The 14747-nt window shown below is 58.6% G+C and carries 17 protein-coding genes and 1 tRNA gene; 16 read left to right on the forward strand and 2 right to left on the reverse strand.

Features of this window, described 5'->3' with window-relative positions; translation table 11 throughout:
- Positions 1–50: 50 nt before the first annotated feature.
- The 16 genes from aspS to nadA all read left to right on the forward strand — a co-directional run bounded on the left by aspS (position 51) and on the right by nadA (position 13654).
- Complete coding sequence (gene aspS / locus ACK6BI_RS19695; protein WP_065258527.1) at positions 51–1826, forward strand: aspartate--tRNA ligase; 1776 nt, start codon at positions 51–53, stop codon at positions 1824–1826.
- Between the two features lie 128 nt (positions 1827–1954).
- Positions 1955–2701, forward strand: a complete 747-nt coding sequence (locus tag ACK6BI_RS19700; RefSeq protein WP_409318382.1) for a YebC/PmpR family DNA-binding transcriptional regulator — start codon at positions 1955–1957, stop codon at positions 2699–2701.
- Positions 2702–2840: 139 nt separating this feature from the next.
- Positions 2841–3365, forward strand: coding sequence for a crossover junction endodeoxyribonuclease RuvC (gene ruvC / locus ACK6BI_RS19705; RefSeq protein ID WP_065258525.1), 525 nt, complete (start codon positions 2841–2843; stop codon positions 3363–3365).
- 114 nt (positions 3366–3479) lie between these two features.
- A complete protein-coding gene (gene ruvA / locus ACK6BI_RS19710) occupies positions 3480–4088 on the forward strand; it encodes a Holliday junction branch migration protein RuvA (RefSeq protein ID WP_007951205.1) in 609 nt (202 codons plus the stop codon).
- Positions 4089–5150: a Holliday junction branch migration DNA helicase RuvB gene (ruvB, locus tag ACK6BI_RS19715; RefSeq protein WP_065258524.1), complete on the forward strand. Its 1062-nt coding sequence runs from the start codon at positions 4089–4091 to the stop codon at positions 5148–5150. It abuts the gene before it with no gap.
- Between the two features lie 127 nt (positions 5151–5277).
- Positions 5278–5745 carry a tol-pal system-associated acyl-CoA thioesterase gene (gene ybgC / locus ACK6BI_RS19720; protein ID WP_409318383.1) on the forward strand — a complete coding sequence of 156 codons (468 nt, stop codon included), beginning with the start codon at positions 5278–5280 and terminating at the stop codon, positions 5743–5745.
- Positions 5735–6430, forward strand: a complete 696-nt coding sequence (tolQ, locus tag ACK6BI_RS19725) for a protein TolQ (RefSeq protein WP_065258522.1) — start codon at positions 5735–5737, stop codon at positions 6428–6430. The genes ybgC and tolQ overlap by 11 nt, the downstream gene beginning before the upstream one ends.
- A 23-nt stretch (positions 6431–6453) precedes the next feature.
- Positions 6454–6906 (forward strand): protein TolR, encoded by a 453-nt coding sequence (gene tolR / locus ACK6BI_RS19730; protein ID WP_169432690.1) that lies wholly within the window; start codon positions 6454–6456, stop codon positions 6904–6906.
- On the forward strand, positions 6906–7985 hold the full coding sequence (gene tolA, locus ACK6BI_RS19735) for a cell envelope integrity protein TolA (RefSeq protein WP_409318384.1): 1080 nt from the start codon (positions 6906–6908) through the stop codon (positions 7983–7985). The genes tolR and tolA overlap by 1 nt, the downstream gene beginning before the upstream one ends.
- A gap of 17 nt (positions 7986–8002) precedes the next feature.
- A complete protein-coding gene (tolB, locus tag ACK6BI_RS19740) occupies positions 8003–9283 on the forward strand; it encodes a Tol-Pal system beta propeller repeat protein TolB (RefSeq protein ID WP_176704434.1) in 1281 nt (426 codons plus the stop codon).
- A 52-nt stretch (positions 9284–9335) separates the two neighbouring features.
- Complete coding sequence (gene pal, locus ACK6BI_RS19745; RefSeq protein ID WP_003178634.1) at positions 9336–9833, forward strand: peptidoglycan-associated lipoprotein Pal; 498 nt, start codon at positions 9336–9338, stop codon at positions 9831–9833.
- Between the two features lie 6 nt (positions 9834–9839).
- Positions 9840–10682, forward strand: coding sequence for a tol-pal system protein YbgF (ybgF, locus tag ACK6BI_RS19750; RefSeq protein ID WP_409318385.1), 843 nt, complete (start codon positions 9840–9842; stop codon positions 10680–10682).
- A gap of 164 nt (positions 10683–10846) precedes the next feature.
- Positions 10847–11494, forward strand: coding sequence for a 7-carboxy-7-deazaguanine synthase QueE (gene queE, locus ACK6BI_RS19755; protein ID WP_409318386.1), 648 nt, complete (start codon positions 10847–10849; stop codon positions 11492–11494).
- 1 nt (position 11495) lies between these two features.
- A complete protein-coding gene (gene queC / locus ACK6BI_RS19760; RefSeq protein WP_409318387.1) occupies positions 11496–12188 on the forward strand; it encodes a 7-cyano-7-deazaguanine synthase QueC in 693 nt (230 codons plus the stop codon).
- A 63-nt stretch (positions 12189–12251) separates the two neighbouring features.
- A tRNA-Lys gene (locus tag ACK6BI_RS19765) sits at positions 12252–12327 on the forward strand.
- Between the two features lie 268 nt (positions 12328–12595).
- On the forward strand, positions 12596–13654 hold the full coding sequence (gene nadA, locus ACK6BI_RS19770; RefSeq protein WP_065258516.1) for a quinolinate synthase NadA: 1059 nt from the start codon (positions 12596–12598) through the stop codon (positions 13652–13654).
- A gap of 58 nt (positions 13655–13712) precedes the next feature.
- Here nadA and ACK6BI_RS19775 read toward each other — a convergent pair whose 3' ends face one another.
- Together ACK6BI_RS19775 and ACK6BI_RS19780 are read right to left on the reverse strand one after the other, a co-directional pair.
- A complete protein-coding gene (locus ACK6BI_RS19775) occupies positions 13713–14201 on the reverse strand; it encodes an RDD family protein (protein ID WP_409318388.1) in 489 nt (162 codons plus the stop codon).
- Positions 14202–14298: 97 nt separating this feature from the next.
- On the reverse strand, positions 14299–14511 hold the full coding sequence (locus ACK6BI_RS19780) for a cold-shock protein (protein WP_065258514.1): 213 nt from the start codon (positions 14509–14511) through the stop codon (positions 14299–14301).
- Positions 14512–14747: the final 236 nt, after the last annotated feature.

Raw genomic sequence — 14747 nt, forward strand, 5'->3', positions numbered from 1 at the left:
TGCGGCGGATCTCCACCGAATTTCGAATTACGAGAAGCGAAACCACTACCATGATGCGCAGCCATTATTGCGGCCAACTGAACGAAAGCCTGGAAGGCCAGGAAATTACCCTTTGCGGATGGGTTCACCGTCGCCGCGACCACGGCGGGGTGATTTTCCTCGATATCCGTGATCGTGACGGTCTGGCCCAGGTGGTATTCGATCCGGATCGCGCCGAAAGCTTCGCCGCCGCCGACCGCGTTCGCAGCGAATACGTCGTGAAGATCACCGGCAAGGTGCGTCTGCGTCCGGCCGGTGCCGTCAATGCCAACATGGCTTCGGGTGCAATCGAAGTGCTGGGTTACGAGCTGGAAGTGTTGAACGAGGCTGAAACGCCTCCGTTCCCGCTGAACGAATACTCGGACGTCGGCGAAGAAACCCGTCTGCGCTACCGCTTCCTCGACCTGCGTCGTCCGGAAATGGCCGAGAAGCTGCGTCTGCGTTCGCGCATGACCACCAGCATCCGTCGCTACCTCGACGAGAACGGCTTCCTCGACGTGGAAACGCCGATCCTGACCCGTGCGACTCCGGAAGGCGCGCGCGACTACCTCGTGCCGAGCCGTACTCACGCCGGTTCGTTCTTCGCCCTGCCGCAATCGCCACAGCTGTTCAAGCAGCTGCTGATGGTGGCCGGTTTCGACCGTTACTACCAGATCGCCAAGTGCTTCCGCGACGAAGACCTGCGTGCCGACCGTCAGCCTGAATTCACCCAGATCGACATCGAGACCAGTTTCCTCGACGAAAAAGACATCATGGGCCTGACCGAAGGCATGATCCGCAACCTGTTCAAGGAAGTGCTGGATCTGGAGTTCGGCGAATTCCCGCACATGACGTTCGAAGAAGCCATGCGCCGTTACGGTTCCGACAAGCCGGACCTGCGTAACCCGCTGGAGCTGGTGGACGTTGCCGACCAATTGAAAGAAGTCGATTTCAAGGTCTTCAGCGGCCCTGCCAACGACCCGAAATGCCGTATCGCCGCACTGCGCGTGCCAGGCGGAGCGAGCATGCCGCGCAAGCAGATCGACGACTACACCAAGTTCGTCGGCATCTACGGTGCCAAGGGCCTGGCGTACATCAAGGTCAACGAGCGTGCTGCCGGTGTTGAAGGCCTGCAGTCGCCGATCGTGAAAAACATCCCGGAAGCCAACCTGAACGTGATCCTCGATCGCGTTGGCGCAGTCGACGGCGATATCGTGTTCTTCGGCGCCGACAAGGCCAAGATCGTCAGCGAAGCCCTGGGCGCGCTGCGCATCAAGCTCGGTCACGACCTGAAGCTGCTGACCTGCGAATGGGCACCGATGTGGGTCGTCGACTTCCCGATGTTCGAAGAGAACGATGACGGCAGCTTCTCCGCCTTGCACCACCCGTTCACGGCGCCGAAGTGCACCCCGGAAGAGCTCGAAGCCAACCCGGCTGGCGCGCTGTCCCGTGCCTACGACATGGTTCTGAACGGCACCGAGCTGGGTGGCGGTTCGATCCGTATCCACCGCAAAGAGATGCAACAGGCGGTATTCCGTCTGCTGGGTATCAACGAAGCGGAACAGGAAGAGAAGTTCGGCTTCCTGCTCGATGCCCTGAAATACGGTGCGCCGCCACACGGTGGTCTGGCCTTCGGTCTGGACCGTCTGGTGATGCTGATGACCGGTGCCCAGTCGATCCGTGAAGTGATCGCCTTCCCGAAAACCCAGAGTGCCGCCGACGTGATGACGCAGGCACCGGGTGTCGTGGATGCCAAGGCACTGCGCGAATTGCACATTCGTTTGCGCGAAACGCCAAAGGCTGAGTAAGACGGGCCTGAAGGCGCATCTTCGGATGCGCCTTTTTTCTTTCTGCAAGGAACGGGTCGAGATTTTTTGTTTGCCGGCTGCGCAATGTGCCAAGCGGGTAAGGTTTCAAAGAGAATTCGGAGCGAGTTATGGCAGGTCATTCCAAGTGGGCGAACATCAAGCACCGCAAAGAACGTCAGGATGCCAAGAGAGGCAAGATCTTCACCAAGTGGATTCGTGAACTGACCGTCGCGGCCCGTCAGGGCGGCGGCGATCCGGGCTCCAACCCACGTCTGCGACTGGCCCTGGACAAGGCGCTGGGCGCCAACATGAGTCGTGACATCATCGATCGTGCGGTGGCCCGTGGTGCCGGTGCGACCGAAGCGGACAACGTTGAAGAGCTGACCTACGAAGGTTACGGCCCGGGCGGCGTGGCGGTGATGGTCGAGTGCATGACCGACAACCGCAACCGCACTGCCGCGGCCGTGCGCCATGCGTTCAGCAAATGTGGCGGCAACCTCGGGACTGACGGTTCTGTGGCCTATCTGTTCGAACGCAAGGGGCAGATCAGCTTCGCGCCGGGTGTTGATGAAGACTCCCTGACCGAAGCAGCGCTGGAAGCCGATGCCGACGATGTGGTTGCGCATGAAGACGGCTCGATCGACGTGTTCACCTCGTTCAGCAGCTTCTACGCGGTACGCAATGCGTTGGAAGCGGCGGGCTTCAAGGGTGATGACGCGGAAATCGTCATGCAGCCGACCACCAGCGCCGAGCTGGATCTGGAAGGTGCGGAGAAGGTGCTCAAGCTGATCGACATGCTCGAGGATCTGGATGACGTGCAGAACGTCTATTCCAACGCGGACATTCCGGAAGACGTGGCGGCTCAGCTCGGCTGATAGCGGCTAGTCTTCAATGTGGGAGCTGGCTTGCCAGCGATGGCGTCGGCACATCAGGCAATGATGGGGCCTGACACTCCGTCATCGCTGGCAAGCCAGCTCCCACATTTGTTTTGTGTTTTTTCGAACCTGCAGGCTTATGACTTTAATTCTTGGTATCGACCCCGGTTCGCGCATCACCGGATATGGCGTTGTACGCGATACCGGACGTGGTTGCGTCTACGTGGCTTCCGGCTGCATTCGCACCGGTGCCGGCGAGTTGCACGAGCGTCTGCAGATCGTCTATCGCGGCGTGCGGGAGATCATCCAGACCTACGGACCGGTGACCATGGGTATCGAAAAGGTGTTCATGGCGAAAAACGCCGATTCCGCACTGAAACTGGGGCAAGCGCGGGGAGCCGCCATTGTTGCTGGCGCTGAAGAGAGTCTGGAGATCGCCGAGTACACGGCGACCCAGGTCAAGCAAGCGGTGGTAGGCACTGGTGCTGCAAACAAGGAGCAGGTGCAGATGATGGTCATGCATATGTTGAAGCTGACCAGCAAACCGCAGATCGATGCCTCGGATGCCCTGGCAATCGCCATTTGTCATGCACACACCCGGTCCAGCCTGCTGCCTCATGGCCTGGGCACCGCACGCAGTCGTGGCGGTCGCCTGCGTCTCTGATAGCATCAGCAGTCAAATTTACGGAAGGCGGATCTCGTGCCTGGGTCGTCGGCCCGAAAACCGCTTTTCGACAGTCGCCAGCCCACGGCTGGCCAACGCTCAAGGATCTGAAACGTGATTGGACGCTTGCGGGGCACCCTCGCTGAAAAACAGCCGCCGCATCTGATTCTGGATGTAAACGGCCTCGGGTATGAGCTGGAAGTGCCCATGACTACCCTGTATCGCCTGCCGTCGGTCGGTGAACCGCTGACCTTGCACACCCATTTGGTCGTGCGCGAAGACGCGCAGTTACTCTATGGTTTTGCCGGCAAGCGCGAGCGAGACTTTTTTCGCGAGCTGATCCGTCTCAATGGTGTTGGGCCGAAGCTGGCGCTGGCCTTGATGTCCAGCCTGGAGGTCGACGAGCTGATCCGTTGCGTGCAGTCCCAGGACACCTCGGCGCTGACCAAGGTGCCGGGCGTGGGCAAGAAAACCGCCGAGCGCTTGCTGGTGGAGCTTAAGGACCGCTTCAAGGCCTGGGAAACCTCGCCGGCCATGTTTGCGCTGGTGCCGAACCAGCCGGACGGCCCGGCGCCGGTCAATACCGCCGAGAACGACGCAGTCAGCGCGCTGATTTCCCTGGGCTACAAGCCGCAGGAAGCCAGCAAGGCGATTTCCGCGATCAAGGAGAAAGGCTTGAGCAGCGAAGACATGATCCGACGCGCCCTGAAGGGAATGATTTAAGTGATTGAAGCTGATCGTCTGATCGCCGCCACGCACAGTCCGCGTGAGCGCGAAGAAGTCCAGGATCGGGCGATACGTCCCGTCAGCCTGGCCGAGTACATCGGCCAGCCGACCGTGCGCGAGCAGATGGAACTATTTATCCAGGCCGCCCGGGGTCGTGGCGAATCCCTCGACCACACCCTGATCTTCGGTCCGCCGGGGCTGGGCAAGACCACTCTGGCCAATATCATTGCCCAGGAAATGGGCGTATCGATCAAGAGCACTTCGGGGCCGGTACTCGAACGGCCGGGCGATCTGGCGGCGCTGCTGACCAATCTCGAGCCTCACGACGTGCTGTTCATCGATGAAATCCATCGTCTGTCGCCGATCGTGGAAGAAGTGCTGTACCCGGCGATGGAGGATTTTCAGCTCGACATCATGATCGGTGAAGGGCCGGCGGCACGTTCGATCAAGCTTGATCTTCCGCCGTTCACCCTGGTCGGTGCGACGACGCGGGCGGGGATGCTGACCAACCCGTTGCGCGACCGTTTCGGGATTGTCCAGCGTCTTGAGTTTTACAGCACTGCGGATCTGGCGACGATTGTCAGCCGCTCGGCGAACATCCTCGGTTTGCCGCTGGATCCTGAAGGTTCTTTCGAGGTCGCCCGTCGTGCCCGAGGCACGCCGCGAATCGCCAATCGACTGCTGCGTCGGGTGCGGGATTTTGCAGAAGTCCGGGCCAAGGGGCATATCACCAAGTCCGTTGCCGACCTGGCACTCAACCTGCTGGATGTCGATGAGCACGGTTTCGATCATCAGGACCGGCGTCTGCTGTTGACCATGATCGAGAAGTTCGATGGCGGGCCGGTCGGTATTGATAGTCTGGCCGCTGCGATCAGCGAGGAGCGCCATACCATCGAGGATGTGCTGGAGCCGTATCTGATTCAGCAGGGCTACATCATGCGCACGCCGCGAGGCAGGGTGGTGACCCGGCATGCGTATTTGCATTTTGGTTTAAACATTCCGTCACGAATGGGCGAAACACCCGTGGCAGACGAGTTTCTCGATGCCTTGGACGATTGATACACATTTATTGGCGATTTATTCAGCGTTTGTACTGTCTCAGGACGGTACTTTTGCGGTAAAGCCTTTGAACAATGAAAAACAGTTGCCTGGCCGGATTGGCAACCCGAGGAGTAAGCACTAGAGTATGCGCGCGCAAAACGGGCTTGAGCCGTTCGCACATCGTTGTCGCGTTTATTACGAGGACACCGATGCGGGCGGCATCGTGTATTACGTTAATTACCTCAAGTTTATGGAACGGGCTCGAACCGAGCGGCTCCGGGAGCTGGGCTTTGCCCAGTCGGCGCTGGCAGGTGAGGATCTGTTGTTCGTCGTGCATTCCAGCGAAGCGCGTTATCACGCGCCGGCGCGACTGGACGACGAACTGCTGGTAAGCGCTGATGTAATCGAATTGAACCGTGCCAGCCTGCGCTTTCGACAGCAGGTCAGGCGGGCAACGGATAATGCGCTGCTCTGTGAGGGGCAGTTTCTGGTGGCCTGTGTGCGCACTAACAGTTTGAAACCCCGGGCCCTTCCCGAAGACCTGCGTACGGCTTTCGCCGAGGCGGTCGGCACGGGTACACACTTGAAGCAGGAGATAAAGCGTGGAAGCTAACGTCGTCGACCATTCCTCCATGTGGAGCCTGGTCAGCAATGCCAGCATCGTGGTGCAGTTGGTAATGTTGACCCTGGTGGCCGCATCGGTGACCTCATGGATCATGATCTTTCAGCGCAGCAATCTGCTGCGCGCCGGTCGACGTGCCCTGGAGAGCTTCGAGGAGCGCTTCTGGTCGGGTATCGACCTGTCCAAACTCTACCGTCAGGCCGGCAGCAACCCGGATCCGGACTCGGGCGTGGAGCAGATCTTCCGTGCCGGTTTCAAGGAGTTCTCGCGTCTGCGCCAGCAGCCGGGTGTCGATCCTGAAGCGGTGATGGAAGGCGTGGCCCGTGCCATGCGCGTGGCCATCTCCCGCGAGGAAGAAAAACTCGAGCAAAGCCTGCCGTTCCTGGCCACCGTCGGTTCGGTCAGCCCGTATATCGGTCTGTTCGGTACCGTCTGGGGGATCATGAACTCCTTCCGCGGCCTGGCCAGTGCACAACAGGCCACTCTCGCCACAGTGGCTCCGGGTATTGCCGAGGCCCTGGTCGCTACCGCGATCGGCCTGTTCGCCGCGATCCCGGCCGTTATCGCTTACAACCGTTTCTCTGCCCGCAGCGAAACCCTGCTGGGCCGCTACTACACCTTCGCCGATGAGTTCCAGGCGATCCTGCACCGCAAAGTGCACACCAGCGAAGAATAAGCAGGTATTTCCCGATGGCTTTAATCACTCGAGCCCGACACAAGCGCAAGCCGGTCGCCGAGATGAACGTAGTGCCTTACATCGACGTGATGCTGGTGCTGCTGGTCATCTTCATGGTGACTGCGCCGATGCTCAATCAGGGCGTGAAGGTGGATCTGCCCAAGGTTTCCAGCGAAGCCTTGCCGCAGGACAACAACACCCAGGTGCTGACCATTTCGATCAAGGCTGACAAGACCTACTACTGGAACCTTGGCAGCGAAGTCGACACCGAGAAGCAACAGGACCGGGCCATGACCCTGCCGCAGATGACCAGCGCGGTGACCAAGATCATCGCGGCCGGTAATGATAACGGCAAGCGTACCCAGGTCTTCATCCGTGGCGACAAGTCCGTCGATTATGGCTCCGTCATGGGCGCCATGGGCGGGTTGCAGAAAGCCGGGGTCGGTAATGTTGGCTTGATCACCGAGGCCCCCTGATGCAGCAACAGCGAGAGCCGTCCGCCTCGGAAAGCTACTTCTGGCCCAGCGTCTGGGCGATTGGCTTGCACGTGCTGGTGTTCGGCATGCTGTTCGTCAGTTTCGCCATGACGCCTGAGCTGCCGCCGGCCAAGCCGATTGTCCAGGCAACCTTGTACCAACTGAAATCGAAAAGTCAGGCAACCACCCAGACCAATCAGAAGATTGCGGGTGAGGCGAAGAAGTCCGCCGCGCGCCAGACCGAAGTCGAGCAGATGGAGCAGAAAAAGGTCGAGCAGGAGGCAATCAAGGCGGCGGAACAAAAGAAAGAAGAAGCGGCTCAAAAGGCCGAGGAAGCCAAGAAGGCCGATGAGGCGAAGAAAGCGGAACAGGCGAAGAAGGCTGACGAAGCCAAGAAAGCCGAAGACGCTAAGAAAGCCGCCGAAGCCAAGAAGGCAGAAGAGAAACAATTGGCTGATATAGCCAAGAAAAAAGCTGAAGAAGAAGCCAAGAAGGCTGCTGAAGAAGAGGCCAAGAAAGAGGCCGCTGAAGAAGCCAAGAAGAAAATCGTCGAAGACGCGAAGAAGAAAGCCGCCGAAGACGCCAAGAAGAAAGCCGAAGCTGAAGAGGCGAAAAAGAAAGTCGCCGACGAAGCCAAGAAGAAAGCGGCTGCCGATGCTGCGAAGAAGAAAGCGCAGGAAGCGGCACGCAAATCGGTCGAGGACAAGAAGGCCCAGGCACTTGCCGACCTGTTGTCCGACAAGACCGAGCGTCAGCAGGCTTTGGCGGATGAGCGTGGTGACGAAACCGCGGGCAGCTTCGATGATCTGATTCGCGCGCGGGCGGCGGAAGGCTGGGCTCGTCCTCCTTCGGCACGCAAAGGCATGACGGTTGTGCTGCAGATCGGCATGTTGCCGGACGGTACGGTGACCACGGTCAGCGTGGCCAAGTCCAGTGGCGACGGTCCGTTCGATGCGTCGGCAGTGGCAGCGGTCAAGAATATTGGACGTTTGACGGAAATGCAGGGAATGAAGCCGAGCGATTTCGCTCCGTATCGTTCATTCAAGATGACATTCACACCTGAGGATCTAGCCTTGTGAGAAACCTTCTTCGAGGAATGCTGGTCGTGATCTGCTGCATGGCAGGGATCGCGATGGCGGATGAAAAGAACATTCTGGTCACCAGCGGCAGCGATCGGGCGACCCCGATCGCCGTCGTACCGTTCGGCTTCCAGGGCGGTGCCGTGCTGCCGGATGACATGGCTGAAATCATTGGCAACGATTTGCGGAACTCGGGCTATTACTCGCCGATTCCGAAGCAAAACATGATCAGCCAGCCAAGCCAGCCGAGCGAAATCATCTTCCGTGACTGGAAGGCGGTGGGGGCCCAGTACATGATGGTCGGCAATATTGTTCCGGCGGGCGGTCGTCTGCAGGTGCAATGGGCATTGTTCAACGTCGCCACCGAGCAGAAAGTGGCGGACGGCAGTGTTTCCGGCACCACCGAACAGCTGCGCGACATGGCGCACTACATCTCCGATCAGTCCTTCGAAAAACTGACCGGCATTAAAGGTGCATTCTCGACTCGCCTGCTGTACGTCACAGCCGAGCGCTTCTCCGAGAAGAACACCCGTTACACGCTGCAACGTTCGGACTATGACGGTGCCCGTGCCGTGACCCTGCTGCAATCGCGCGAGCCTATTCTGTCGCCGCGTTTCGCACCGGATGGCAAGCGCATCGCCTATGTGTCGTTCGAACAGAAGCGTCCGCGCATCTTCATGCAGAACATCGACACCGGTCGTCGTGAGCAGATCACCAACTTCGAAGGCCTGAACGGTGCTCCGGCCTGGTCGCCGGATGGCAATCGCCTGGCGTTCGTACTGTCGAAGGACGGCAACCCGGACGTCTACGTGATGAACCTCGGCTCGCGCCAGATCACCCGAGTGACTGCAGGTCCCGGCATCAACACCGAACCGTACTGGGGCAAGGATGGTTCGACCATCTACTTCACTTCCGACCGTGGTGGCAAGCCGCAGATCTACAAGACCAGCGCCAATGGCGGTGGTGCCGAGCGTGTGACGTTCGTGGGCAACTACAACGCCAACCCGAAGCTGTCGGCTGATGAAAAGACCCTGGTGATGATCCATCGTCAGGACGGTTTCACCAATTTCAAAGTGGCGGCTCAGGATTTGCAGCGCGGAAGTGTAAAAATCCTCACTGATAGCACTCTGGACGAGTCGCCTACTGTTGCGCCCAACGGCACCATGGTAATCTACGCCACCCGCCAGCAGGGCCGGGGAGTCTTGATGCTCGTGTCCATTAATGGACGCGTGAGGCTCCCGCTTCCTACCGCTCAAGGCGAAGTCAGAGAACCGTCCTGGTCCCCTTACCTGAACTGACGCGGCGCTTTACGTTTTACTTAACACACTGGGGTTCATTAGGAGTTTCACGATGGAAATGCTGAAGTTTGGTAAATTTGCTGCGCTGGCTCTGGCCATGGCTGTAGCTGTAGGTTGCTCGTCCAAGGGTGGCGACAACGCCGGTGAAGGCGCTGTTGATCCAAACGCTGGTTACGGCGCAAACACTGGTGCAGTTGACGGTTCCCTGAGCGAAGAAGCTGCTCTGCGCGCAATCACCACCTTCTACTTCGAATACGACAGCTCGGACCTGAAGCCAGAAGCCATGCGCGCTCTGGACGTTCACGCCAAAGACCTGAAAGCAAACGGCGCTCGCGTTGTTCTGGAAGGCAACACCGACGAACGTGGTACTCGTGAGTACAACATGGCACTGGGCGAGCGTCGTGCGAAAGCCGTTCAGCGCTACCTGGTACTGCAAGGTGTTTCCCCAGCTCAGCTGGAACTGGTTTCCTACGGCGAAGAGCGTCCAGTTGCTACCGGCAACGACGAGCAGTCCTGGGCTCAAAACCGTCGCGTCGAACTGCGTAAGTAATTCGATATGCGAACGTGCCGTCGTGCTGTAACTGTTCTGGCTCTCAGCCTCGCGCCGCTTGCGGCGTGGGCTGCGGTTCCTGTGGTCGATGACAACTCCGGTTATAACAATAGCGGGAGCAGTTATCCGCCTGCAGGTTACGGTACGAACGGCGCCTATGCCGGGGGAGCGGCTACGGCCCCTGCCTCGGCACAAGGCATGCTGTTCAACCAACTGCAACAGATGCAGGATCAGATATCGCGCCAGCAGGGTGTGATCGAAGAACTGCAGAATCAGGTTGCGCGCATGAAGCAGGAATCCCTGGAGCGATACCAGGATCTTGATCGGCGCATAGGGTCGGGTGTTGCACCTGCCGCGACTCCAGAGAATTCTTCAGCCGGTGGCGATGCAAGCGCTGCTGCCGGTGCCGCCGCCGCCGCCGGTGCCGGGGCTGCTGCAGCCCAGGCGCCCGCCGCGAACAGTGAGCCGGGTGATCCGGCCAAGGAAAAGCTGTATTACGATGCAGCCTTCGACCTTATCAAGGCCAAGGACTTCGACAAGGCCAGCCAGGCGTTTTCTGCGTTCCTGCGTAAATACCCGAACAGTCAGTACGCGGGCAATGCCCAGTACTGGCTGGGTGAGGTGAACCTGGCCAAGGGCGACCTGCAGGGCGCAGGTCAGGCTTTCGCCAAGGTTTCGCAGTTGTATCCAAAGCACGCCAAGGTGCCGGACTCGCTGTACAAGCTGGCTGACGTAGAGCGCCGTCTCGGTCACACCGACAAGGTCAAGGGTATTCTGCAGCAAGTGGTTTCCCAATACCCGGGCACCTCTGCAGCCCAACTGGCACAACGCGATCTGCAACGCATGTAACTGTGTTTGTCCGTCTGGAAGAAACCCGCGCTTGTCGCGGGTTTTTTCGTTAGAATTCACGCCCTTTTATGAAACACGCTTCTGGTGATCTACGCGTTGGCGGGGTTGCCTGGAGTGCCTGACGGAGGCGGACAGCCTGTTTAGCTGTTACGCCCGTGGCGACTATGCAAGACACATTGAGAATCACCGAAGTTTTCTACTCTTTGCAGGGGGAAACGCGGACTGCCGGGCTGCCCACTGTTTTTGTGCGCCTGACCGGTTGCCCATTGCGTTGCCAATACTGCGACAGTGCCTACGCGTTCAGCGGCGGCACGATTCGTACGCTCGACGATATCCTTGAACAGGTAGCCGGATATCATCCTCGCTACGTCTGCGTCACTGGCGGTGAGCCGTTGGCGCAACCGAATGCCATTCCTTTGCTCAAGCGATTGTGTGATGCCGATTACGAGGTCTCGCTGGAAACCAGCGGCGCTCTCGATATTTCGGCGGTCGATCCCCGGGTCAGTCGAGTTGTCGACTTGAAGACCCCGGACTCGAAAGAGGCGCATCGCAACCGTTACGAGAACATCGAACTGCTGACACCCAACGATCAGGTGAAGTTTGTCATCTGTTCGCGGGAAGACTACGACTGGGCAGTATCAAAGCTGATTCAGTACGGTCTTGAGCGACGCGCTGGCGAAGTGCTGTTTTCCCCCAGTCACCACGACCTGAATGCTCGGGACTTGGCGGATTGGGTGGTGGCGGATAATTTGCCGGTACGCCTGCAATTGCAACTGCACAAATATCTGTGGAATGACGAGCCGGGGCGCTGAGATGGCAGAGCAACTGAACACTACTGAAAAACGTGCGGTCATTTTGTTGTCCGGCGGTCTGGACTCGGCAACGGTTGTTGCCATGGCCCGCGCGGAAGGTTATCGCTGCTACACCATGAGCTTCGATTACGGCCAGCGCTCCCATGCCGAGTTGGATGCTGCCGCGCGCGTCGCCCGCGATTTGGGCGTGGTCGAGCACAAGGTCATCGGTCTGAACCTGAACGGCATGGGTGGTTCGGCCCTGACCGACAGTAATATCGATATACCGGAGGAGCCGGGAGAAGGTATTCTGGTGACTTATGTGCCAGCGCGCAACACCGTGTTCCTGTCCCTTGCCCTGGGTTGGGCTGAAGTGCTGGGTGCCCGTGACATCTTCATTGGTGTCAATGCGGTGGATTATTCCGGGTATCCGGATTGCCGTCCTGAGTTCATTGAATCTTTCGAGCGTATGGCCAACCTTGCGACCAAGGCCGGCGTGGAGGGCAACGGTTTCCGTATCCAGGCTCCATTGCAGAACCTGAGCAAGGCCCAGATCGTTCAGGCGGGTGTGAAGCTTGGTGTGGACTACGGGCTGACCGTTTCCTGCTATCAGGCGAACGATGAAGGCCGTGCCTGCGGCAAATGCGACAGCTGCCGGCTGCGTGCAGAAGGCTTCGCAGCGGCCGGAATCAGCGATCCGACACGTTATTTTTGATTTTTTTCAAATTAGGTGTTGAATAGTCCTTAAAAATCAGTATTATACGCGCCACCACACAGCGGGTCGTTAGCTCAGTTGGTAGAGCAGTTGGCTTTTAACCAATTGGTCGTAGGTTCGAATCCTACACGACCCACCATTTTTGATGTTTTTAAAAGTCTGGAAGGCCCACGAAAGTGAGGATTTCCGGATTTTTTTTTGCCTGCGATCTGGCTCCCTCCTTTTGGCGCCGTTGCGCTGACACAGGTCAGATTCATCTTTTGCATCACCGGGATATTCTGTAGCCTTGCGCAGCTTCAACGCTGTCCGTGCCTGATAACACTCACTCTCCCGGCGGTACCCTCAAGCGGTCCGGAGCCGGGTGTATACTCGACTTTCGCGCGAATGCGCCTGCAGGTCTTGCGAACATGACGCAGATATCCGAACGCCTTCTGGTACAAGCCCACCTCGACGCCAAGCAGCCCAAACCGCTGACGGCCGAGGAGGAGGCTTTTTACCGTTCCGCCATCGCTGCCGAGCTCAAGGCTCAGGACGCGGTGCTGGTCGCCCATTTTTATTGCGATCCGATCATCCAGGCCCTTGCTGAAGAAACCGGCGGTTGCGTTTCCGACTCTCTGGAAATGGCCCGTTTCGGCAATGCTCATCCGGCCAGGACCGTGGTGGTCGCCGGCGTGAAGTTCATGGGGGAGACCGCGAAGATTCTCAACCCGGAAAAACGCGTGCTGATGCCGACCCTGGAAGCGACCTGCTCGCTGGATCTGGGATGCCCGGTGGACGAGTTTTCGGCGTTCTGTGATCAGCATCCGGAGCGTACCGTTGTGGTGTACGCCAACACTTCGGCAGCCGTGAAGGCACGGGCGGACTGGGTGGTGACATCGAGCTGCGCACTGGAGATCGTCGAAAGCCTGATGGACAACGGCGAAACCATCATCTGGGGTCCGGACAAGCATCTGGGCACCTACATTCAGCGCAAGACCGGCGCCGACATGCTGCTGTGGGACGGTGCCTGCATCGTTCATGAAGAGTTCAAGTCCAGGCAACTGGAAGACATGAAAGCGCTGTACCCGGATGCGGCCATTCTGGTGCACCCGGAGTCACCGACTTCGGTGATCGAGCTGGCGGACGCTGTCGGTTCCACCAGTCAGCTGATTGCAGCTGCACAGTCGTTGCCGAACAAGACCCTGATCGTGGCCACCGATCGTGGCATCTTCTACAAGATGCAGCAGCTGTGCCCGGACAAGGTCTTCATCGAGGCGCCAACCGCCGGTAACGGCGCAGCATGTCGCAGTTGCGCCCATTGCCCGTGGATGGCCATGAACACCCTTGAGCGCACGCTGAAGTGCCTGAAGGAGGGTTCGAACGAGATCTTCGTCGACCCGGCGCTGATTCCCCAGGCCATTCGTCCGCTCAAGCGCATGCTGGACTTCACTCAGGCTGCGCGGATGAAGCTGGCGGGCAACGCCTGATTCTGTGCTGCACAAAAAAACGCCCCGATCGTATCGGGGCGTTTTTGCATCCACAGAATTACTTCGCTTTCTTCGGAACCCGCACCAGTTGCGTATCCGAATAGATGTCATGCCAGGCGCGCTTCTGTTTATCGAACAGCGACCAGAAGAACCCCAGGCCCAGACACAGCCACGAAGCGATCGATACCATGAATCGAAGCAGCGCCTGCCACAGGCTGATCGCAGTGCCATCGGCGTTCTGCACACGAATGCCCCACACCTGCATGCCCAGTGTCTGGCCTGCATGAGTCCAGAATTTGGCGAAGAAGGCGAACAGCACCAGCAGCAGCACTGTGGAGTACAGGGGGTCCCCATCCAGCTTGCCGGCATCGGTCAGGATCCGCAGACGTTCCTCGCCGATGATTGCGGCCTGAATCATCTTGTAGATGCCGCCAGTCACGATCAGCAGGGCGGTGCACAGCAGAAAGTCATAGAACACCGCTGCCAGGCGACGGCCCAGGCCGACGGCGGGGAACTCGCCCTGGGGATTGAGCAGGTGTTTCGACATGGCAGCCTCTGGACGGAAAGTGAAGCGCCATTTTACGGATTCGAGCGCACAAAAAAGCCCCTGATATCAATATCAGGGGCTTTTTCGTTACAGAAAATCAGGCTTCAGCGATGACTTCGTCAGCTTGCATGCCTTTCTGGCCCTGCACTGCAACGAAGGTCACTTTCTGGCCTTCTTTCAGGCTCTTGAAGCCGCTGCCCTGAATGGCGCGGAAATGCACGAACAGATCCGGACCGCTTTCTGGAGTGATAAAACCAAAACCTTTCTCGTCGTTAAACCACTTGACGGTACCGCTCTGACGTGTGGACATTTCTTATTTCCTTTGACGCAAAAATTGATGACAGTCTCTTCCTCATGAAAGAGTACTGGGGCTGGTTGCAGGAGAGTAAGAAGACGTCGAACGGGATGTAGCTAACTTGTAGGCTACTGCCCAGGTCACGATTCCAAGCTGACCCATGCAAACACAGTGGGCAAACTCTACGCCAACTACATGAGGAAATACAAGCCCTGTGAAGGCCCCGGTTTTCCTGTGCTTGCAGACTGTTA

This window comes from Pseudomonas sp. KCJK9016, from assembly GCF_046231795.1.
In the GTDB taxonomy this organism is placed as follows: Bacteria; Pseudomonadota; Gammaproteobacteria; order Pseudomonadales; family Pseudomonadaceae; genus Aquipseudomonas; species Aquipseudomonas bananamidigenes.